The sequence below is a fragment of the Leptolyngbya sp. ST-U4 genome, from assembly GCF_039962215.1.
GTDB lineage: Bacteria > Cyanobacteriota > Cyanobacteriia > Elainellales > Elainellaceae > Leptolyngbya_A.
In genome coordinates, this window is sequence record NZ_JAMPKZ010000001.1 from 1092821 (window position 1) to 1114582 (window position 21762).

Sequence of the window (21762 nt, forward strand, 5' to 3'; positions counted from 1 at the left end):
AAGGATATTAAGTAATGTAACACGCCATTAGGAATTTGCAGAATTTATGACAAGGAAACACGGTCGGCGCGTGGTCGTGATTGGGGCAGGAATTGGGGGGCTGACCGCAGGCGCCTTGCTAGCTCATCGCGGCTATTCCGTTCTGGTGCTGGATCAGGCGATCGTCCCCGGGGGCTGTGCCTCTACGTTTAAGCGGCGCGGCTTTACCTTTGATGTGGGCGCAACCCAGGTCGCAGGGCTGGAACCGGGCGGCGTTCACCACCGAATTTTTCAGGAGTTAGGAATTGAACCCCCGGCGGCAACCGAGTGCGACCCTGCCTGTGCCGTGTACCTTCCTGGTGAAACGCAACCAATCAACGTCTGGCGTGACCCGCAGCAATGGCAGGCAGAACGACAAAAGCAGTTTCCCGGCAGCGAACCCTTTTGGCAACTGATGGCGGATTTGTTTCGCTATAGCTGGGCGTTTCAGTCTCGCGATCCAGTGCTGCCGCCGCGCGATCTGTGGGATATTGGGCAGCTCGTTCAAGCCGTTCGCCCCGATACCCTGCTGACCTTGCCTCATACCTTCTCTACAGTCGGTCAGGTGTTGCGCTGGTATGGGCTGGGGCATGATTACCGCCTGAAGACCTTTCTCGATATGCAGCTTAAGCTTTATTCCCAGGTGAGCGCAGACGAAACAGCGTTGCTTTATGCCGCAACCGCGCTGGCAGTGTCTCAAGAGCCGCATGGACTGTTTCACCTTCAGGGCAGTATGCAGGCATTGAGCGATCGACTCGTCGAATCCCTAGAGCGGGATGGCGGTCGGCTCCTGATGCGGCATACTGTTGAGCGGATTTTGACCGAAGGCAAGCAGGTGAAAGCGGTGCAAATTCGCAGCCAGAAAACGGGAGAAGTCTGGACAGAATCCGCCGACCAGGTAGTGGCAAATGTCACAGTACAGAATCTGGTGAAGCTTTTGGGCAATGCGGTTCCCCAAGGCTATCGAAATCGCATTACAAAACTGCCGCCTGCCTCTAGCGCTTTTGTTATCTATTTGGGCGTAAAGCAGGACGCGCTGCCTGCCAACTGTCCGCCCCACCTTCAGTTTCTTTACGACTACGCGGGACCGATCGCCGAAAACAACTCGTTCTTTGTGTCCGTCAGCAAGCCGGGAGACGGCCGAGCTCCAGAAGGTCATGCCACAATCATTGCCTCTTCGTTTACCGACCCTAAACGCTGGTGGGACTGCTCGATCGAAGACTATCAGCAGCTCAAACAGCAGTACACCGACCAGGCGCTTTCCCGCCTTTCCCAATATTTCCAGCTCACGCCGGAGACAATCGTGCATCAGGAAGCCGCTACGCCCCGCACCTTTGCCCACTACACCGGACGCAGCAAAGGCATTGTCGGCGGCATTGGTCAACGCATTCCCACCTTTGGTCCGTTTGGGTTTGCGACGCGCACTCCAATTCGATCACTCTGGCTCGTGGGAGACTCGACCCATCCTGGTGAGGGCACAGCAGGGGTAAGTTATTCAGCGTTGACCGTGATGCGGCAGGTTGAGCAGGAAGTGAAAAGGTAAGTGAGCGCGTGAGGGCGTGCCACACTAAAGACAGCAATCCGGCAAGATCTCAGGAGGCTTGGGTGATGACAATCTCCACCGAGAACAAGGTCTGGACGGATGAGGAATTCATGGCATTGTCCCAGGATGGGCATCGCTATGAATTGGTTAACGGGCAGCTAGCGGATATGGGCAATTTTGGAATGGAGCATGGAGGCATTAGCTCATTTCTGGGTGGTCTCTTAGCGATTCATGTTCGGCAGCACAAGCATCGTTCCTGGCTTTTCAATGCCTGTTTCCGAACTATTTGAGGAGTGGGATTTTTAAGGAGAGATTTGACGCAGTCGTAAGCCTCCCGCAGTGTCCCCTGAATTCCCCAATACTGGGGAACTTTGAAATTCCTTTAAGCCTGATTGCGTAACTCTCGGACCATCTCTTGCGCTGAATTCTTGCTCCACGCTTGCTCAAAGGGACAAGAAATCTGCTCGCCCTCTAAACCCAAAAGTTATCCCTTTCAACTCAAAACTTGTCTTTCCAATCCTAGAAGTTGCACTGCAAAACAGAAACGATCGCTTTTTGAACTCAGAATTTGCCTGCAAACAAGTTCTATAACGAGCTACGGTGCATGGAAGACAAGAAATATCGCATGGTGATCAGCCGCTAGCGGAAAGATGCCAAATGCGAAGCTCAAAAGGAATGGGTCTTCCATCACGACAAGATCGCGGAATTTTTTCATTGTCCAGACTTTCTTCCGTCTTTTGACAGAGCCAAAATTCGTTTGAATTCAACTTAATTCCCCTACAGGGAGAGTGTATTCGTTGTTACCAGCGGGCTACTCTTATGGCGTAAACGAATTTTTGACAAGCATTTTCAAAATGAGTAGCAAAGCCATGAATAAAGAACGTGATAACACCAAGCACACTGCTTCCGATTCTGCCGATCGCGCTGCTGATAACGCCTACGACCCCCATATTACTCCTGCTGAAACGGGTGCCCGCATGGAGCGAGAAGGCGATCGGTTTAAGACTCATCCCACTGAAGAACAGGAAGCCACTGCCCCCACCAATGAGCAGACTGACGCACAGAGCATCCACACCACAGACGGCTACACCGTTGATAAAGAAGGATTGCTGAACAACTACGCGATCGAGCCAGAGATGTACTACGAAGTCCCAGGCGATGCACGTCAGGCTGAAGAAGCAAGAGAGGCTGAACAGGCTGAAGAACGAGCAGAAGTGAATGAAGACAGTGCTGGAGATTTGACGATTGAGGGCGACAAACGCGGCAGAGGACCTGGAATGGTGTAATTGGCAGCGTCGTTCTAACTAAACGATGTCATGAACCAAACGATGTCATGAACAGGGGGACTGTGCTCCCCCTCATTACTTTTTGCAGCAGGACGCAAGACTCTGAGCATGGCTCGCTCGGTTTTTCCAGTCGTTGCCTTCGTCTGGACTGCGGCGTGTAAAACTCCACCATGCCGCTTCTCATCGAATCTAATCGGCGTACTTCAACCTGACAAACCAGCCCATAATCGATCTCCCTGGTTGCAGGATATCTCCAGGGTAGAGTGCCAAATTCTAAAATTTGTTTCTGATATGACAAAAATTGCTATTTTGTGAATGTCGGTCTTTAGAAGGAGAGGTAGGTAAATACAGCCATCCTTCCCAATTCCCACAACGAAAAAAAGGACACAACCCCTGTGTCCTTCGTCTTCAATATTCAAACTGACATCTGGTGTGACTGCCTAGAGCTTCTCAATTTGCGGAACAATCACTTCAGCAACATCCTGGATTCCAACCGGGGTAGGCTGCTCTTGAGCTAAACCTGCGGGTTGAAGCAGCGGCGTGCGGGTAACCGAGCTGTCTGCCAGACCAAAGAGCGGATTGGAGAGGATGCCGCCGATCGCCGTAAACACCAGACAGACGATCAAGCCAACCTGAAGCGGACGCATTCCCGGCAGATTCCAGCGAATTTCGGGGTAGTTTTTCACCGCGTCGGACATTTCCTCCGGCTCTTTCACCACCATCATTTTCACCACACGGATGTAGTAATAAATCGAGATAACGCTGGTTAGCAGACCGATGAGCACCAGTCCATAAGCTCCAGCCTGCCAGCCTGCCCAAAACAGGTAGACCTTCCCGAAAAAGCCTGCTAACGGCGGAATACCGCCCAGAGACAAGAGACACAGGCTGAGGCAAAGCGTGAGCAGCGGGTCTTTCTGATACAGACCGCTGTATTCGCTGATTTCGTCGGTTCCCGTTCTGAGGGTGAAGAGAATCACGCAGGCAAAGCCGCCCAGGTTCATGAACAGGTAGACCATCAGGTAGAAGATCATGCTGGAATAGCCTGCATCCGTACCAACAATCAGACCGATCATGACAAAGCCTGCCTGGGCGATCGACGAATAGGCCAGCATCCGCTTCATGCTCGACTGCGCCAGCGCAACCACATTGCCCAGTACCATACTGAGAATCGCCAGGGCTGCCATCACAAAGTGCCACTGCTCCGACACAGCAGGGAAGGCAGTTACTAGCAGGCGAATCGCTAGGGCAAATCCAGCCGCCTTGGAACCAACCGACAGGAACGCTACGACAGGAGTCGGAGAACCTTCGTAAACGTCAGGCGTCCACTGGTGGAAGGGCACAGCCGCGATTTTGAACGCAATTCCGGCGATCACAAACACCAGTGCGATCACAATACCGAGCGACTGTTCGCCGCCAACCACGTTTGCTGTGATAGCCGTGAGGCGAGTTTGACCACCCGACAGTCCATAGAGCAGCGAAACGCCGTACAGGAAGATGGCAGAACTGGTCGCGCCGATTAGCAAATACTTGAGGGCAGCTTCGTTAGATCGCGGGTCACGCTTCATGTAGCCCGTCAGCAGATAGGAAGAGATACTGAGGGTTTCTAGCGCAACGTAGATCATGATCAGCTCATCAGAGCCAGACAACAGCATCCCACCTACGGTTGCGGTCAGCAGAATCACCAAAAACTCGCCCAGGGGCGTGCCCGACTGCTCGATATAGCGCACCGTAATCAGGATTGTCACCGCAGCCGAAAGGGCGATAATTCCGCGAAACACAATACTGAGGGCATCGGAGTTAAATGATCCAAGAAAGGCGATCGGGCTAGCGATATCCCACTGGTAAAAAAGAGCCACGATCGCACTCAAGAGTCCGCCGATCGCGAAGTAGGGAGTCCAGCGGGTCGCGGATCGTCCGCCAATGATGTCGCCGAGCAGGACGACCATCAGCGTAATAATCACGATTCCTTCTGGAAGAATGGTGCCAGCATTAAGCTGGGAGGCAAGATTGGCAAAGTCCATAGGATTCTGGCTGTCTGCGGAGAATCAACAAGAAGGATCAGTGAGAGCAGAGAACGCCAGTCGATACGGGGCAGTTCCCTCTAATCGTGAATCGAACCGAGGGTGATCGAACCGGACTGATGCCTCCGAGAATCTTAAACAATCCTTCATAGTGGATCATATCGTGTAGAGGTTGAACGTTCCCGATGTCATGATGAGGAAATCGGCAGGTTTAACCCCTGATTCTGCTGATATTAATGATAAGGAGAGGCGAATCTGCTCAAGATGTTGTTAGGATGATGCACTAATGCCCGATTACCTCGTAGGAAAAACCGCCTCGTATTGCCCGTTCCAGCGCAGTTTCTCCCCAGTCGGACTTCGGCAAACCGTCCTTCGCACCGTTGGCAGTCTTCCCAGAAGAACGTTATTTTAGGATTCCAGATAGGTTCGCCGCCCCCTGTTCACCCGCATCACACTCCCTGGAAGAGCAATTGTTGCCATGTCAACCCTGGTTATTGTTGAATCTCCCACTAAAGCAAAGACGATCCGCGGCTTCCTGCCTCGCGGCTATCAGGTCGAGGCATCGATGGGGCACGTTCGCGATCTGCCTCAGACTGCGAAAGAGATTCCAGAAACGGTCAAATCCGAAGAGTGGGCGAAGATTGGTGTGAATGTAGATGGGAACTTTGAACCGCTCTACGTGATTCCCCAGGATAAAAAGAAAGTCGTCAAGGCACTCAAAGATGCGCTAAAAAACGCCGACGAACTTGTCCTAGCAACTGACGAAGACCGAGAAGGTGAAAGCATTAGCTGGCATTTGCTCCAGGTGCTTCAGCCCAAGGTTCCGATCAAACGGATGGTCTTCCACGAAATTACTGAAGAGGCAATCCAGGAAGCTCTGAAAAACTGCCGCACCGTCGATGAACAGCTTGTTCGGGCACAGGAAACCCGCCGCATCCTCGATCGCCTCGTGGGATACACCCTTTCACCCCTGCTCTGGAAAAAAATTGCCTGGGGCTTATCGGCAGGTCGGGTTCAATCCGTTGCTGTGCGGTTACTGGTAAAACGGGAACGGCAGCGTCGCGCCTTCCGCAAAGGCTCCTACTGGGATCTGAAATCCACCCTTAGCAAGGACAATACGCCGTTCGAAGCGCGATTGGTCAGCTTGCGCGGAACCCGGATCGCCAACGGCAGCGACTTTGACGAAAACAGCGGACAAATTATTGCTGGACGTAACGTTTTATTACTAGAAGAAGCCGAAGCTCGATCGCTCGTCGATCGTCTTCAGTCTCAGCCGTGGCAAGTCACCAATCTGGAGGAACGCGCTTCTACCCGCAAGCCGTCTCCACCCTTCACGACTTCCACCCTGCAACAGGAATCAAACCGCAAGCTGAAGCTCTCTGCCCGTGACACCATGCGCGTAGCTCAGAGCCTCTACGAGCAGGGCTACATTACGTACATGCGAACGGACTCGGTGAACCTATCGCAGCAGGCGATCGTTGCTGCCCGAAGCTGTGTGGAGCAGATGTACGGCAAAGAATACCTCAGCCCAGAGCCGCGCCGTTATTCCACCAAAAGCAAGGGCGCACAGGAGGCACACGAAGCCATCCGTCCCGCAGGCAGCACCTTCCGCACGCCCCAGGAAACCGGACTTTCTGGGCGAGAGCTTCAGCTTTATGACCTGATCTGGAAGCGGACGGTCGCCACCCAGATGGCAGAAGTACAGCAGCTCAACATTACGGTGCAGCTTCAGGTTGAGGATGCCGGATTTCGGGCGACAGGCAAGCGAATTGTTTTTCCTGGATTCTTCCGCGCCTACGTGGAGGGATCAGACGACCCGGATGCAGCGATCGAAAGCCAAGAGGTGATCCTGCCTTCACTGCGAACGGGCGATCGTCCTAACTGTCAGGATCTAGAGGCGATCGGGCATGAGACCCAGCCTCCCGCACGGTTCACAGAAGCTTCGCTGGTGAAAACGCTGGAAAGTGAAGGCATTGGGCGTCCAAGTACCTATGCCAGCATTATTGGCACGATTATCGATCGGGGCTATGCCCAGATGGTGAATAATGCCTTGATTCCCACCTTCACCGCCTTCGCCGTGACCGGACTGCTGGAAAAGCATTTCCCTGATCTGGTTGATACTAGCTTTACGGCACGAATGGAGCAGACTCTGGACGAAATCTCGACTGGAGAAGCGCAGTGGTTGCCCTATCTACAACAGTTCTACCGGGGCGAGCAGGGCTTAGAAAACCAGGTGAAGCAGCGAGAGAGCCAGATTGACCCCACCGAAGCCCGCACCCTAGATTTAGAGGGGCTGGAAGCAAAAGTTCGCATCGGCAAATACGGGGCCTATCTGGAAGTCGATGGTGATGAGGGAGCCGTAAAAGCTTCGATTCCGCAAGACCTGACCCCTGCCGATCTCGACCCGGAGCAGGTGGAAGTGCTGCTGCGCCAGAAAACTGAAGGTCCAGATAAGGTGGGCTTTCATCCCGAAACGGGCGAACCGATTTATCTACGAATTGGTCCCTACGGTCACTACGTCCAGCTCGGTGACGAAAGCGAAGCCAATCCAAAGCCAAAGCGGGCATCGCTGCCCAAAGGCATGAATCCGCAGCAAATGACGCTAGAAACTGCTGTGGGGCTGCTGGCTCTGCCGCGCACGCTCGGAGTTCACGCGGAGACAGGCGGCAAGATTCAGGCAAACCTGGGGCGGTTTGGTCCTTATGTAGTGCATGATCAGGGCAAAGAAGGCAAGGACTATCGATCGCTTAAAGGCGACGACAACGTGCTGACCATTACCCTCGATCGTGCCCTACAACTGCTCTCTGAACCCAAAGCCGGACGGGGACGCAGCAAATCTGCCAAGCCAATTCGCGAACTGGGCGCACACCCTGAAGACGGCGAACCTGTAAATATCTATAGCGGTCCCTATGGCCCCTATGTGAAGCACGGCAAGGTCAATGCTTCGCTGCCCGAAGGCGAAACCGTCGAAGGGCTGACGCTCGACAAAGCGGTGCAGGCTCTTACGGAAAAGGCAGGCACGAAGAAGAAAGGGCGATCGACTACCAAGTCCACGACCAGTAAGGCTTCGACCCGCAAATCGACCAGCAAGTCGGCAGAAAGCGACCCAGAAGAGAGCAAAACGACCAAAGCCAAAAAGACGACCAAGACGACCAGCACTAAAACTGCCGCCAAGAAAACGACAAAGTCAGCAGCGAAAACCACGAAATCTAGTGCAAAGTCTAAGGCTTCGTCCTAGCAGGAGTTTGCGCCTTGAAACGGTGAAGGATCGTGAGTTCAAGCATCGCTCAGGCTACAATTTGGGATTGCCCTTGCAAAAGCTTAGGAGCCGACGGTTGCAAACCTGGCTAAGACGATCGCTTTCCCGACAAATTGCCCTTGCGCTAGCATTGGCTTTATTGATTTTGGGCGTATTCGGTCACGTCTTTGAGGCGCGATTACTCCTCACGGGGAAGTCCTTTGCCTCAAGCCTTGCCCAAACCTCTGAACCCACTGTGCATCAGCTTGCTGAAGCTGAGGACCCTTCGCCGATGTCTACTTCTATGTCTACTTCGCTGCTGTCTCCTCAAGATCTCGATGCTATGCTGCGTGAACTTCCCGGCTGGCAGATCGAAAACGGTAAGCTGCATCGCCAGTTTCAGTTTCCTTCGTTTGTTGAGGCGTTTGGCTTTATGTCGAGCGTTGCCCTGGTTGCCGAAGCGATCGGGCATCATCCAGAGTGGTTTAATGTCTACAATCGCGTTACGGTTGACCTCACGACCCACGATGCAGGCGGCATTACGATGAAAGATATCCAGCTTGCCCGCAGAATGAGTGAACTGGCAGGCTAAATTCCCTCAACGAGAATCAGCGTGGAAAAAATACTCGTCGTTGTTCACCAGGAAACCTCTGACCCCGGCCTGGTTGAACAAGTGCTACGACAGATGGGGTATGAGCTAGATATTCGCTGTCCGGCAGTTGGTGACACACTTCCACAAACGATGGATCACCATGCTGGAGCTATTATCTTTGGCGGTCCAATGAGTGCGAACGACGATGAAACGCTGCCCTTTATCCGTACCGAACTGGACTGGATTTCGGTCGCCCTCGATTCTGGCAAGCCCTATCTTGGAATTTGTCTAGGCGCACAGATGCTTGCCAGAGTGTTAGGGGCAAAGGTTGCTCCCCACGTCGAAGAGATGCGCGAAATTGGCTTTATGCCGATCCAGCCCGTTTTAACCAGGCAAGGCCCGAGCGAACCAAACCCCTTGATTGGGCTTACCCACGTCTACCACTGGCACAGAGAAGGCTTCGAGCTACCCAACGGAGCAGAACTGCTGGCAACAGGCGAAACCTTCAAAAATCAGGCTTATCGCTATGGAGAAAACGCTTACGGAGTGCAGTTCCATCCCGAAATTACGCGATCGATGATCGACCTGTGGGTTTCTAAGGCAGGCGAACAGCTTGTCCTCCCCGGCGCACAGCCCTACGAACAGCACATTGCCGGATTCGATCGCCACGGAGCTGCCGTCGAGCGATGGCTGAGACAATTTCTGCGCCACTGGCTCCAGGACGAAGAGTTAGCGTTAGGCGCATAACCTTACCCCGTCTCCTCATCCCTTCATCTCCTCATCAAAATTCCAGCATTGCCCAATCCGGCTGCCGATAATAGCGCGTCATATCGTCAAACTTTCGCAGGTCTGCTCGCCGCACGCTGATTTCCTGAGGCGCGTCAATATCGTACCAGTACTGGTTCAAGTCGATGAGCTGCTGAGCAAGCCGATCGCGATCGGTGGTGGCTGCCGCTTCGCCGAAGTATCCTAGCGTGATGTGCGCCGTGAAATTGTACTGCTGCTCAATACCCAGCGCGATCACGTCGGGATTTTGATAAATTGTCCGACGCAGTTCAATCACCCGCTCATAGGACTCTTCATCGCGAGGCGCAAGACACACGCCCAAAGCGCGAGTTCTGAGGAATAAGCCCATGACCTGCCAGCGAATCGGCTGCTGTGCCTCCATCAAAAAGCGGCATTTATCAAAGCTTTGCCCAACTCGCTCGTGAAGCTGCGGCTCAAAGGCAGGGTCTTCGATCGCATGGTGGTAGGCACTTGCCCAAATTAAATCTGCCAGGGTGAAATGGAAGCTCTCCGGCGGCACCGGGAGCAGCAGCCCAGGTTCCAGGGTTTGAGCCGATCGCTGCTGATAATCGCGCAGAACATTGTAAAACGACTCATTTTGCGGGTCGTCTTCCCAGGGCGGAGAAATAATCGTATAGCCCGGAAACGGAGCGGGGTGGATTGTGCCATCGGGCTGACGAACAAACTTAGGAGACGGCTGAATATGCTGCACCTGCGACTGGAAAACCTCTGGCAGGGTCAGGCGTGCCACTCGATTGATATAAATCTGATAGGTATCGTCCAAGCTAACTTGCCTCGCGCTTAACTGATAGGAATCGGTATCCTCGATAGGATGGGCGATCGTCCCACAGGGGAAACTGCTTCACCGCGATCCAGGAGTGATCCAGAAGGTTTGAAACCTGCTTTCTGAAATCTAATCCCAATCCTCGATCGAGAATGGTAAACAAAAAGGTTCATCTAATACTTTCCCTACTCTACCGGGAATCTGCTCCAAAATGGAGGGCGGGGATCACGCAGTCGAGGTCGCATTCATGCCAATTTACTTTTACTGGGGCGATGATGATTTTGCCTTAAATCGGGCAGTGGAAGCGTTGCGCGATCGCACCCTTGACCCCGACTGGGCAAGCTTTAACTATGACAAGATTCCCCCCGAACAAAGCGATGGCATTACCCAAGCACTCAATCAAGTGATGACTGCACCCTTTGGGACGGGCAGCAGACTCGTTTGGCTAGTTGAGACTTCTCTGGCTCAGCGATGTTCTGAGGAACTTCTGAGCGAGCTTGACCGAACGCTTCCGGCGATTCCAGATACTAACGTACTCCTACTAACCTCCAGCAGTAAACCTGACGGACGGATTAAATCGACCAAACTGCTGCAAAAATACGCCGAAATCCGCGAGTTTGCCTTGATTCCCCCCTGGAAGACCGACCAGATCATCGAGCAGGTGCGGCGATCGGCTCAGGAAATGGGCGTGAAGTTAACCCGTGATGCGGTGCAGCTTTTAGCAGACTCGGTAGGCAATCAGTCGCGGCAGCTGTATCTAGAGCTAGAGAAACTGTCGCTCCATAGCAAATCTCAGTCGGAACCCCTGGATGAAGCGATCGTTGCCAGCCTCGTCACCAACTACACGCAAAATAGCCTCCAGCTTGCCAGCGCAATTCAGCAGGGAGATACGGGAAAAGCCCTGACCCTGGTGGCTGACCTGTTTAAGCAAAACGAGCCACCGCTTCGCATTGTGTCCACGCTGGTAGGACAGTTTCGCACCTGGCTGTGGATCAAGCTGATGGTGGAGTCGGGTGAACGTGACGATCGCGAAATTGCTCGAATGGCAGAAGTGAGTAATCCGAAGCGGATTTATTTTCTGAAGCAGGAAGTGCGATCGCTTCCCCTGGATAGCCTGAGACAAACGTTGCCGCTGCTGCTGGAGCTAGAGTTTAGCCTTAAAAGCCAGGGCGGCGATCCAATGGCAGTGCTTCAAACAAAAGTGATTGAACTGTGCCAACTGTTTGTCCGGCAGCATCAGCCTGGAACATCTCGCCCCTAAAATAATTCAAGGCATTCAGAATACCTGAATCGTTACGACTTTAGTAACCGTTAACTATGATCTCCGCGCTACGTCCCTTGTCTCGTCTGAAATGGAATCGCCAATTGCAATTTGGTTTAATTGCGACAGCTTCGGCTGTGGGTGTGCTAGTGGGCTGGGTTCCCAGCTACCACGCGCCTACGGCGTCTCTGAGCTTTAGCAGCAGTGCCCAGGCGCAATCGGTCAGCAGCGACGAAATTCAACGCTATGCCCGTGCGGTGCTGTCGATTGAACCCCTGCGGCAAAGCACCTACAACACGATCAAAAATCGGGTCGGCTATGTGCCCGCGATTCGCTGCGATGTCCCTAGCAGCCTGCAAGAACTCGATTCCGGCATTCGCCAGAACGCGATCGAATTTTGCAATAGCGCAATTCAGATCGCCGATCGAAACCAGTTGAGCATTACCCGCTTTAATCAAATCACCGCTGCCCACGAGAATGATCCGACTCTGGCAGAGCGGATCCAGCAGGCAATCCTACAGCTTCAGTAGGGAAACCCCCACCCTAAATTCCTCTCTCAGGAAGGGCGAGGGAGTTTGAATTCAACTCACGCTCTGATTGCAGCTTCGGCTCCCCTTTGCCTCTGGTGGAAGCAGGGGTTAGGGGATCAAGGGGGAATTTTCGATTCTTACAGCAGATCTCTTAAATCGACGCTTAAATCCATGCTCTTAAGGTAAATCCACGTTCTTAAGGAAAAGCGATCGTCGCCCCCTGGGTGTCAATCTGCACCCGCTGGGTTTGCACGGTGACTCCGGCGGCTGTCCAGGCTTGGGTTAACGCAGATTCGACCGCAGCAGCGCGATCGGGGCGAGTCAGTGCCAGCAAGGTGGGTCCGGCTCCGCTAATCACTAATCCATCCGCTCCCGCCGCTATCACCGCTTCCTCAACCGAGGAGTAACCGTGAATCAGGGATTGACGATAGGGCTGATGAATCTTGTCTTGAAGGGCGGTCTGGAGCCAATCCGATCGCCCGCTTTCTAATGCCCGAATCAGCAAGCCCAGATGGGCAATATTAAAAATCGCATCCTGACGGCTATATTGAGCAGGCAACACGCGCCGCGCTTCCGCGGTAGACAGCTCAAAATCAGGAATGGCAACGATCGGCACAATGTCTTGATGCCACCCAACTTCACAAATTGCCCAGCCGCCGTCTAGCTGAGTTGCCGCAAGCCGACAGCCACCTAGCAAAGCAGGCACAACGTTATCGGGATGTCCTTCCAGTTCGATCGCCAGCTTCATGATCTGTTCGCGAGACAGGGGCGATCCGGCAAGGGCATTTGCGCCGACCAGTCCACCTACGATCGCGGTGGCAGAGCTGCCTAACCCTCGCGCCAGTGGAACCTGAAGATCGATCGCCAGATGCAGCGGAGGCGGGGTTTTGCCTAAGGTTTGATAAAAATGCTCAAAGGCGTGATAGGCGAGATTGCGATCGTCTGTGGCAACGCGATCAGCTTCGAGTCCGGTGGCTGCGATCGTAAGCGGCGATTCTGTGTCCGGCAAAGCAGTAAACTGAAACCGATTGTAAAGCGTGAATGCTGCCCCGATGCAGTCAAAGCCGGGACCCAGATTCGCAGTCGTTGCAGGAACCGTAACCGTCACAGTTGAAACAGCCATGAGCAAAATGAAGATAGTCAGCAATCAGGCAGAATCAGTTTACTATTCCCCGTACCCCGCCCGAAAGGAATCCCTGGCATGAATGGCTCTCTGAACGACTCACTCAGCGTTTTGCTCAAAATCGGGCTACTGTCGGCAGCAATTTCGATCGCCATCAAATTCTTGCCTTTCCTGGAAAAGATTCCAGAAACGTCTAGCCTTGCCCTAGCTCTCGTGCTGAGTCCCTCGATCCTGATGGCGGGGCTGCTGGCTTGGCGATCGAAAAAAGTCCAGGAATAATCGCAAAAGGCAACCCTAAGAGGAATTTAGAATGCGATCGATCGCAGAAATCAACGACAAGATTCAAGCTGGGAAAGCGATCGTCTGGACGGCGGAGGAACTAAAAGCACGGGTGCAGGAAATTGGCGTGACCCAGGCGACTAAACAGGTCGATGTGATCACTACAGGTGCATTTGAGCCGATGGAGTCCTCCGGCGCGATTTTGAATCTGGGACAGACCGATCCGCCGATCAAAATTCGTCAGTGCTGGCTGGATGGGGTCGCGGCATACGCCGGATTTGGCGCAGTCGATTTATACCTGGGCGCGACGCAGATGACCGAATTCCCGGGCAAAAGTGATGGACCAGACGGAGATGAGCAACGAGAGCGGGGCGGCGGTCATGTAATTGCCGATTTGATTGCGGGTAAGGCAGTCCATCTGCGGGCAAGCGGTCAATCAACGGACTGTTATTCACGGGCTTCGTTTGAAACGACGATTACCCGCGACACGATCAACCAGTTCTATCTCTTCAACCCGCGCAATGCCTATCAAAATTTCATTGTGGGCGTCAATGGAGGCGATCGACCGCTCTACACCTATCTGGGACCGCTTCAGCCCCACCTGGGCAATGCGGTGTACTCCAATCCGGGCGCAATGTCGCCGCTCATGAACGATCCCGATTTGCAGGTGGTGGGCATTGGGACACGCATCTTTCTGGGGGGCGGTGTGGGCTATGTGGCGTGGGAAGGAACCCAGCATTTTCCGCTGCAAAAACGATTGCCGAATCATACTCCGGTTGGACCCGGTGCAACTCTTGCCCTGATCGGCGATGCCAAGCAAATGCAGTCCCAGTGGGTGCGCGGCTGCTACTTTCGTGGCTATGGTCCTTCGCTGATGCTGGGGGTGGGAATTCCGCTGCCTGTGCTAAATGAGGAAGTCGTTTTGCGATCGTCTGTCCGCGACCAGGATTTGGTGGTTCCCGTGGTGGATTTTTCGATTCCGCGTCGGGTACGTCCGACCTTTGGATTGGTCAGCTATGCCCAGCTTAAGTCGGGTCGAATTACGATCGACGGCAAAACAGTGCGGGTGGCTTCGCTGTCGAGCCTCTATCTTGCCCGTCAGATCGCGCTGGAGCTAAAGCAGTGGATTACCTCTGGGCAATTCACCCTGACCGAACCCGTTGCCTCGATTCCGATGGATCGGGCGTTTCTAGCGCAGGATCGCTGGGGTAGTCAGCTTACACTGGAGTAATTTCCTGATCAGCAGACGACGAAACCGCAGGATGACTGGATGAGCCAGCAGTTCCTACTTCAACTGAGCCAGCAGTTCCTACTTCAGCAGATTGGGCAGGAGTCATTGTGACCTGGGAAAAGCTGCTTTGCACTAGGTTTAACCGAGCCTGGGTTGAGCACATCTGCGAAAAAATGCGGTAGGTTTCCAAGTTGGGCTGCGGCACAGAATAACGCCCGGTATAACGCTGGGCCTGGTTCATATTCACAAGAGTATACTGTACGTTCTCGGTATAAATTGTGAGCGTGATGTGCAGAATTTCCAGGAAGTCAATCACCTGGCGGCACTCTTCTTCTGGGTACTGCTTGTAGTATCGAATAATCTCAGCAATTCGAGTTTCCAAGTGAACGCGAACATAACGACAAACCAGCACAATTTTCAGCAGCACAATCACCAGCAGCAGCGCGTTTCCCCTAGACAGCAGCAGAATGAACAGAGCAGAAGGTTCTTCGCCGTTTTCGGTTAACAAATAATCAATCATTCGATTCGCTGTTCGCATAAGCAGCGCAGAGGTAATAGGCTGATTATCGCGATCGCCGTATAGCGGCACCAGCTTTTCCGCAAGATGCTCCTGAAGGGTTTGTACGAACTGAGGATGATCGAGCGAAAACGTCAGATACTCCAGCAAACTTTGCTTGAATTCCTGATAGCTTAAACCCTGAATTTGCCCAATAAAAATCCGGGCAATATTCGAGTAACTAAAAGAGCCACGTCGCAGCACAATGCGCTTAATCAAATGCAGAACTCGATCGCCTAATCCCGTTGGATTTTTAAGTCTTTGCACACTGATAGAACTTTGCGACAGCGCAGTATAGCGTGCCAGATCAAACTTAAACTGCTCTCGAAGCTGTCTGGAGAGTTTACAGGCTGCCTGCCGCTGTTCGATCGAGTTATTCAGATTGGCAAATTGAGAAGCCAGTAAGTAAGACGCAAAGTGATGAGTCCAATTTTGTTTTTGCTGATCGTATCGCTCTACATAAAGCTTTAGTTCCTGGAAATCGGTACTGGCGGCAAACTCGCGCAGCCATTGGTGCAGCCGCTTGAGCGTTGGTGAGATCGAGGGGCGATCGAGAATGGAATCAGAAAAGAGTTCAATCAACTGTTGAATCAGTTCATGATTACGGCGCACATCCCAGTTATTAATCAAGATGTAGCACGCTCGCTTGAGCGTATAGCAAAATTCCTGCTTAGCGTTCAAAAAAATAATCTTATGCAGGCAGATTAAAACTTCAGTGTTCGCTGCCTGGGAATGATGAATAAAAAGATGCTTAAACTCGGTTAGAACATCACCCGGCATCCAGCTCTTCACAATGTTTAGCAGATAGTCATAAACGATCTGCTGTGCCTGCTGAACCGTATGCGAGGATTCAGAACGAGATATTTCTGAGTGTGGCGATGCTGAGCGATGGCTAACAGAAACCGCAGCCAACGGGGAATTAGAAGATTCTCCAATCATGGAAGTCAAGCGCAGGAATTGCAGAAAATAAAATGCTCTGATACTTGCCGTACTCTCAACGCTGCTGAAAATCAAAGCGGCTCAAAACCGACAGCAATTCTCCAGTGAGTACGCTGAGAGTGAGTACGCTGAGAAAGACGTGAGATGAATCGCAACCTGAATCCAGGAAGCAAGCAAAGATGGGGCAAAAAGATTAAGCAAAAACCGTGAATTATGGCAAGTTGCAGCGCGATGCAGAGGGGCACTGCCAGCACTGCAACCACAAGAGCCAAGTACGAAAAAATACGTGAGGGTATCCGTATTATTGCGTACAGGATTCATTGTAATCTGAATTTTTAAGCTGTAGTGATTTGATCGCAAAAACTTGAAAAAGCAGCAACATTGTTTTAGTTTTCGGGAAGTTTTACTTGCTTTCGATCCGATCGGCTAATCCGCCGCTACTGTGCCGCTACTAAGGCTCCAGGGAATCCTTCTCTGTACATTAGTCAAACTGGCTCGATCGCGGCATGATTGAAAACAGCAACATTTCTTAAAGACACGATCGAGATCAATCTGCCTTGAACGTTTTTACCAAGCTCAATCCTTCGGTTCGGCGCGATTTGCTGGTGCTGTTTGTTGCCGGACTTCTCTTCTGGTCAGGGTTAGCCTCCCATCTGCCGACCCTGCCACTGTATATAGAATCACTCGGCGCAACGCCTCAAACGGTAGGCATTGTGATGGGGTGCTTTGCGGTGGGACTGCTGGCAAGCCGGGAATGGATGGCGCGTTTAGCAGACAGTCGCGGACGCAAAATCGTTTTGCTGATTGGCATGGCGGCAGTTACCCTTGCGCCGATCGGCTACGTGATCGCGAATTCGATTCCGCTGTTAATGGGCATTCGGGCGTTTCACGGCATCAGCATTGCTGCCTTTGCGCTGGCATACAGTGCCCTGGTCATAGACCTATCGCCCCCTCAGCATCGCGGAGAACTGATTGGCTACATGAGCCTGGTCAACCCGATCGGCATGGCACTCGGTCCGGCATTTGGGGGATTGCTCTACGAGGGGCTGGGCTTTTCTCTAACGTTCCTCCTGACCAGTGGCTTAGGCATTTTGGGGCTAGTCTGCACAACTCAGGTACGAGAACCTCGATCAGAAATCAAACCCGATCCCTCCGGCAAGCCCAAACAGTTTTGGCAACTGCTGCTCACGCCACGCATTCGGATTCCGGCGATCGTTCTGCTGCTGATCGGTTTATCGTTTGGCGCGCTCAGCACCTTTACACCGCTCTATATTCGCGAAGTCGGCGTGAGCCTCAATGCCGGACTGTTTTACACCGCAACAGCGGTTACCGGCTTTGCGATTCGCTTTCTGGTTGGTCCTGCCTCCGATCGCTACGGGCGCGGCGTATTTATCAGCATGAGTCTGGTGCTGTACACGCTATCGATGCTGATGCTGTGGCGAGCCAATAGCGTCACTATGTTTTTGCTAGCGGGAGCCGTGGAAGGAGCCGCTGCCGGAACGCTGATTCCCATGATGGCGGCTTTAATGGCAGATCGATCCCAGCCAGACGAGCGCGGACGCACCTTTGGACTCTGCATGGTAGGCTTTGACGCAGGCATCGCGATCGCTGGACCTTTGTTTGGACTGCTGGCGACAAACAGTGGCTATCGAGGCGTTTTCGCGGTTTGCGCTGGACTGTCACTGCTAAGCATGGTGATTTTCCTGACCCAATCGAGCAAAGATCTGCGCCACTCGCTGCAGTTTGGGCTGGGTCGAGGTGGGGATTTTTATGCAGTGGATTTCCCTGGGCAAAACCAGGAATAATCATCCCTGGACAAAACCAGGAATAATAAAAAGAGGTGGCATTAACTTGTCCACCTCATCCAGTCATTCACCTACGGGCGAGGAGGGATTCGAACCCCCGACACCGTGGTCCGTAGCCACGTGCTCTAGTCCACTGAGCTACACGCCCTTGCCAAGAATTCATAGTAACACAATCAGCAGAAATGTCAAACGCCAACTTTTCAGATGATCTGAATCATTCGCCAAATTCGCTGACTCACCTGGATCAGCAGGGACAGGCACAAATGGTTGACGTTTCTGCAAAGACGCAAACCGTGCGGACTGCGATTGCGATCGGGCGAGTCAGAATGCAGCCGGAAACCCTGGCAGCGATTCAGGCAGGCAATACTCCGAAAGGAGATGTGTTAGCCACAGCGCGGATTGCAGGCATTATGGCAGCGAAACAAACGTCAAACCTGATTCCGCTCTGCCATCCCTTACCAATTCAAAAAGTCGAGGTGCAAATTATTCCCGATGCCGACCTACCCGGATTTCAGATTCAGGCAACGGTGAAAACCAAAGCTGAAACAGGCGTTGAAATGGAGGCTCTTACCGCAGTTTCCGTCACAGCACTAACCCTCTATGACATGGCAAAGGCATTGGAGAAGTCGATCGCGATCGAGTCTATCCAGCTTCTTGAGAAAACGGGCGGTAAATCTGGGGATTACCGATTAGACACAGTGGTTTAACGGACATTTGGAGCGAGAGCTGCGGTGGTGCCCTGCCGGCAATAGGGAGGTGCAGGAGCAAGCAATAGGAGTAGCGTAGCAAAGCAAGTACTGGTCAAACACTGCCAATTAAACCTGAAACCCATCTAAGGAAAGAGGGGTTTTTGTATCGGAATCTAAACATTGGAAACAGACAATAGACAAATGCTTTCCGGCAACCCCCATCTCGAAAAGCAGATTCAATTTTCTAAAGTTTAGGAGCCTCACCCGTCATGAGAAAAGTTTTCATGTCCTTTGCCCTTGCCCTGATTGGCTTATTTGCCGCCGTGGGCTGCTCTGTGGCACAAACCCCTTCCACTTCGACTGCCCCCACTGAAACTGCCCCTGCGACGACCACTGCTCAACCCGCCAGTCAGCTTGGCCCGATCGATCAGCAGTTTATGTTGGAAGCGGCTCAGGCTGGCAACGGCAATATCATGATTTCTCAGCTTGCGCTGCAAAAGGCAACCAGCGATGCAGTGAAGCAGTTTGCTCAGGCAGAGATCGACGAGCAAAATCTGGTGAAGCAAGAGCTAACCCGGATCGCGCCGACCGTGGGTGTAACGCTGCCCACTGAACCTGCTCCGAAATACCAAGCGGCAATGGCACAGCTCTCTCAGCTTTTAGGCGCGCAGTTCGACCAGGCATTTCTGAGTGAGGGCGGCATTAACGCTCACCTGGAAAGTGCAGCACTTTATCAGCGCGAAGCTGCCTTTGGTCAAAATCCTGATCTGGTTGCGCTTGCCGATCGCGGTTTGCCCATCATTAACCAGCACTTCACGGCTGCATCTGGTCTGACGAACTATCAGTTTGCTCGGGTTCCTCAGCGGTTTAACAGCGTTAACTCGGCTGGAGCGATTGCACCACAATCGGGTACAACCTCGGTTCAGTAGTAGTTTTGGCGCGATCGTGGTTTTGTGTGATGTTGTTTGAGGTTGTTTGAGCAGTTGCAGAGATCCTGCATTGCCCCCTAAATTCCCAGTCCTGAGGGACTTTGAATCCTTAAAGCAAGGTTCCGCCCAATTTCGGAACCAGGGGACAGTCCAGCGTAATTGTCGCGACTGCTCGAACAACTTCCTAACTCAAAACCTGTTGCAGGATTGCTGCATTCTCAGGGGTAATATTCCGCTCTCCATTTTCAATCAGTGAGATAAGTCCCTGACTGATTCCTGTCATTGATGCGAGTTTTCTTTGGCTCCAGCCCTTTTTGATGCGCAGATCCTTTACCTGTGATCCACTTAGTTCAACGGGATTGGAGATTTCTTCGATTTGCAAAGCTGCGTTGGTGTTTTCGTCTTCAGAGGGAGTGATTTGATCGATCGTCCCTGCTTCAGCCGTAATCCACAGGCGGGCTGCCAGCAGCTTGTCAAAGAAACCTCTGGGTTTGCGAGCGGTCATTCGCCCAAATGCTGGGGGTTGAATTTCGATCGGGTAGGATTCTGGGTCGAACTGAAGTTTCCAGCCCCGCTCGTGCAGCGTTAGGAGGTCTTCGTCCCAGTTGGCGGAAAGTCGCTTCCGGGCTTCGCTGTTGAGTCGCGCTTGCTGAACTTTTTCTTGACCGTAGGCAACCTCCATCAGGGTTTGCACCGTGAGCGGATGGCGGCGATCGAACTGAGTCTTAAACAATAGCCAGACCATGAGACGCGCAGCCCCTTCGCGATGCTGCCAGAGGCTCATGATACTTTCCAGCAGCGTCTTGGAAAGAATGCCGTGCTGATAGTGAGCAATTTGCTTGCGTCGTCCCTCTTCGTTGAGAAAATACTTTGCCCAAAGCCCGGCTCGAATCACAAAGGTAATGCCGACGAGTTCTTTGTTGCTCAGGAGGTCGTGCTGATAGTGGTAGCGAGTGCCCAGCAAGTGCCAGAGCCGTCCTTCTTCTAGGGTGAAACCTTTGACCTTGCCCTGATTGGGGTAGGAAATGAAGGTTGTGATTTTGCAGGGCTGTTTGGCGATCTCTTCGATCAGGGCTAGCTTTTGCTGTCGATTTAGGTCAGTCCGTTTTTTTAAGCCAAGATAAGATTCGATCTGGCGATCGTCAATTACGAGTTCCTGCTCCCAGGGCTTGGCAAACTGAGTCGCGCAGGCAGCATAAATCAGGTGCATACAGGCTGCCCGAATATCAAAGGTATCCACGACGGCGAGTGCGGCTGCCCCTGCCAGGGAGACTGGGTAATCATTTTCCAGGTCTTCTGTCACCCAGAAGTGAATTGCTCCCTGCCCGTTATCAATGTCTTTGGCGTAGTGGAGCTTGCCATCGGGATCGTTTTGCCAGGGGAGATGACCGCGCTGCGTCAAAATATTGCTTGCCTCCCAAATGGGCAGAGCCGAAGCCATGCGAGTCGATGAGCCATGAGCAAAGAGGTCAGGGTTAAGGTGAAGTCGCTCGGTGGGTCGATCGTTTCCTGATCGAGCGGATTTTTGACTTTGGCGAGCGGCGGTGGGCAACATCGTTTCGGGAACACTACGCGACCGAGCTTGCGTTGCCTGCTTCAAGCGAACAGCAGCAGAGTCAGAAGCCATTTGAGATTTAGCCCCCACGGGTTGAACTGGGAGGCGAAACAAATCCTTGGGTTGACTCATGTACACCATGGGAAATCCTGCTTGCTGCTAAGGTGGCTTAACGGGACTAAAACTCGATCGTCTTTTGTTTAGTAGAGAGATTAAGTTTGTGGAGGTGGGCTGAGGAGTGGCGAAGATGCCGCATTGCTCCCTAAATCCCCTCTAACCGGGGACTTAAAACTCTGAGAGCGAGCTAGATTCCTGGCAGAATTGAGAGCAGGATTCAGGATTGAGGAGGCAGTTCGGACAACGGCTAGCACTTTTCAGACCTCTCCAGGGGTTGCTTTCTACATAGGTTACTCCATATATAGCGTTTAGCAAGCTGGTAGTTGCCGATTTGTTTATATAGATAGAGTAGGGTGCTCGCCCGTTATGCCCAATTTAGGGCTAGATAGGGCTAGATAAAGTCAAGCCCCTGAGGTCGTGCCTTTCGAGCGGCACCAGAAATTTCACGCTGGCTCCAGATTCCAGGCGCGATCGACTCCC

General features: G+C 52.7%; 19 protein-coding genes and 1 tRNA gene. 13 read left to right on the plus strand and 7 right to left on the minus strand.

The features are described 5' to 3' along the window. Positions 1–46 precede the first annotated feature (46 nt). The 3 genes from crtD to NDA02_RS04740 all read left to right on the plus strand — a co-directional run bounded on the left by crtD (position 47) and on the right by NDA02_RS04740 (position 2847). Entirely contained in the window at positions 47–1561 is a 1515-nt protein-coding gene (crtD, locus tag NDA02_RS04730) for a C-3',4' desaturase CrtD (RefSeq protein WP_190794276.1), read from the plus strand. Between the two features lie 65 nt (positions 1562–1626). Continuing rightward, on the plus strand, positions 1627–1851 hold the full coding sequence (locus NDA02_RS04735) for a Uma2 family endonuclease (RefSeq protein ID WP_199296823.1): 225 nt from the start codon (positions 1627–1629) through the stop codon (positions 1849–1851). A 579-nt stretch (positions 1852–2430) separates the two neighbouring features. Further along, positions 2431–2847 carry a hypothetical protein gene (locus NDA02_RS04740; RefSeq protein ID WP_348247822.1) on the plus strand — a complete coding sequence of 139 codons (417 nt, stop codon included), beginning with the start codon at positions 2431–2433 and terminating at the stop codon, positions 2845–2847. A gap of 440 nt (positions 2848–3287) precedes the next feature. Here NDA02_RS04740 and NDA02_RS04745 read toward each other — a convergent pair whose 3' ends face one another. Then, the gene (locus NDA02_RS04745) at positions 3288–4868 is read right to left on the minus strand and encodes an NAD(P)H-quinone oxidoreductase subunit N (protein ID WP_190794278.1); all 1581 of its coding nucleotides are present in this window, start codon (positions 4866–4868) and stop codon (positions 3288–3290) included. 478 nt (positions 4869–5346) lie between these two features. Here NDA02_RS04745 and topA point away from each other — a divergent pair, with 478 nt between their 5' ends. From topA to NDA02_RS04760, 3 genes are read left to right on the plus strand one after another with little or no spacing between them, the layout of a single operon-like run. Continuing rightward, entirely contained in the window at positions 5347–8106 is a 2760-nt protein-coding gene (gene topA / locus NDA02_RS04750) for a type I DNA topoisomerase (protein ID WP_190794279.1), read from the plus strand. 22 nt (positions 8107–8128) lie between these two features. Further along, entirely contained in the window at positions 8129–8698 is a 570-nt protein-coding gene (locus NDA02_RS04755; RefSeq protein ID WP_348254484.1) for a 4a-hydroxytetrahydrobiopterin dehydratase, read from the plus strand. Between the two features lie 21 nt (positions 8699–8719). After that, a complete protein-coding gene (locus tag NDA02_RS04760; RefSeq protein WP_347277925.1) occupies positions 8720–9445 on the plus strand; it encodes a gamma-glutamyl-gamma-aminobutyrate hydrolase family protein in 726 nt (241 codons plus the stop codon). Positions 9446–9479: 34 nt separating this feature from the next. Here NDA02_RS04760 and NDA02_RS04765 read toward each other — a convergent pair whose 3' ends face one another. Next, on the minus strand, positions 9480–10268 hold the full coding sequence (locus tag NDA02_RS04765; protein WP_190794280.1) for a DUF1868 domain-containing protein: 789 nt from the start codon (positions 10266–10268) through the stop codon (positions 9480–9482). Between the two features lies 1 nt (position 10269). Then, positions 10270–10431, minus strand: coding sequence for a hypothetical protein (locus NDA02_RS04770; protein WP_190794281.1), 162 nt, complete (start codon positions 10429–10431; stop codon positions 10270–10272). Between the two features lie 84 nt (positions 10432–10515). Here NDA02_RS04770 and holA point away from each other — a divergent pair, with 84 nt between their 5' ends. Both holA and NDA02_RS04780 read left to right on the plus strand, forming a co-directional pair. Further along, positions 10516–11529 (plus strand): DNA polymerase III subunit delta, encoded by a 1014-nt coding sequence (gene holA / locus NDA02_RS04775; protein WP_190794282.1) that lies wholly within the window; start codon positions 10516–10518, stop codon positions 11527–11529. A gap of 56 nt (positions 11530–11585) precedes the next feature. Next, positions 11586–12059 (plus strand): DUF4168 domain-containing protein, encoded by a 474-nt coding sequence (locus NDA02_RS04780; protein WP_190794283.1) that lies wholly within the window; start codon positions 11586–11588, stop codon positions 12057–12059. A gap of 196 nt (positions 12060–12255) precedes the next feature. On the opposite strand, the gene thrB is transcribed toward NDA02_RS04780, so the two are convergent. Beyond that, positions 12256–13182: a homoserine kinase gene (gene thrB / locus NDA02_RS04785; protein ID WP_190794284.1), complete on the minus strand. Its 927-nt coding sequence runs from the start codon at positions 13180–13182 to the stop codon at positions 12256–12258. A 78-nt stretch (positions 13183–13260) separates the two neighbouring features. On the opposite strand from thrB, the gene NDA02_RS04790 reads away from it, so the two are divergent. Together NDA02_RS04790 and NDA02_RS04795 are read left to right on the plus strand one after the other, a co-directional pair. Next, positions 13261–13461 carry a hypothetical protein gene (locus tag NDA02_RS04790; protein ID WP_190794285.1) on the plus strand — a complete coding sequence of 67 codons (201 nt, stop codon included), beginning with the start codon at positions 13261–13263 and terminating at the stop codon, positions 13459–13461. Between the two features lie 31 nt (positions 13462–13492). After that, positions 13493–14692 carry a homocysteine biosynthesis protein gene (locus NDA02_RS04795; RefSeq protein ID WP_190794286.1) on the plus strand — a complete coding sequence of 400 codons (1200 nt, stop codon included), beginning with the start codon at positions 13493–13495 and terminating at the stop codon, positions 14690–14692. Here NDA02_RS04795 and NDA02_RS04800 read toward each other — a convergent pair. After that, positions 14679–16196, minus strand: a complete 1518-nt coding sequence (locus NDA02_RS04800) for a hypothetical protein (RefSeq protein WP_190794287.1) — start codon at positions 16194–16196, stop codon at positions 14679–14681. The two genes, NDA02_RS04795 and NDA02_RS04800, sit on opposite strands and share 14 nt — an antisense overlap. Before the next feature lie 548 nt (positions 16197–16744). Between NDA02_RS04800 and NDA02_RS04805 the strand changes: the two genes are divergently transcribed. Further along, the gene (locus NDA02_RS04805; RefSeq protein ID WP_190790645.1) at positions 16745–17992 is read left to right on the plus strand and encodes an MFS transporter; all 1248 of its coding nucleotides are present in this window, start codon (positions 16745–16747) and stop codon (positions 17990–17992) included. A 74-nt stretch (positions 17993–18066) separates the two neighbouring features. Here NDA02_RS04805 and NDA02_RS04810 read toward each other — a convergent pair. Then, a tRNA-Arg gene (locus NDA02_RS04810) sits at positions 18067–18140 on the minus strand. Positions 18141–18174: 34 nt separating this feature from the next. On the opposite strand from NDA02_RS04810, the gene moaC reads away from it, so the two are divergent. Together moaC and NDA02_RS04820 are read left to right on the plus strand one after the other, a co-directional pair. Continuing rightward, on the plus strand, positions 18175–18699 hold the full coding sequence (gene moaC, locus NDA02_RS04815) for a cyclic pyranopterin monophosphate synthase MoaC (protein ID WP_190790646.1): 525 nt from the start codon (positions 18175–18177) through the stop codon (positions 18697–18699). A gap of 251 nt (positions 18700–18950) precedes the next feature. Beyond that, the gene (locus tag NDA02_RS04820; RefSeq protein ID WP_348254487.1) at positions 18951–19610 is read left to right on the plus strand and encodes a DUF4142 domain-containing protein; all 660 of its coding nucleotides are present in this window, start codon (positions 18951–18953) and stop codon (positions 19608–19610) included. 184 nt (positions 19611–19794) lie between these two features. On the opposite strand, the gene NDA02_RS04825 is transcribed toward NDA02_RS04820, so the two are convergent. Then, the gene (locus NDA02_RS04825) at positions 19795–21297 is read right to left on the minus strand and encodes a helix-turn-helix transcriptional regulator (RefSeq protein WP_242067186.1); all 1503 of its coding nucleotides are present in this window, start codon (positions 21295–21297) and stop codon (positions 19795–19797) included. Positions 21298–21762 lie beyond the last annotated feature (465 nt).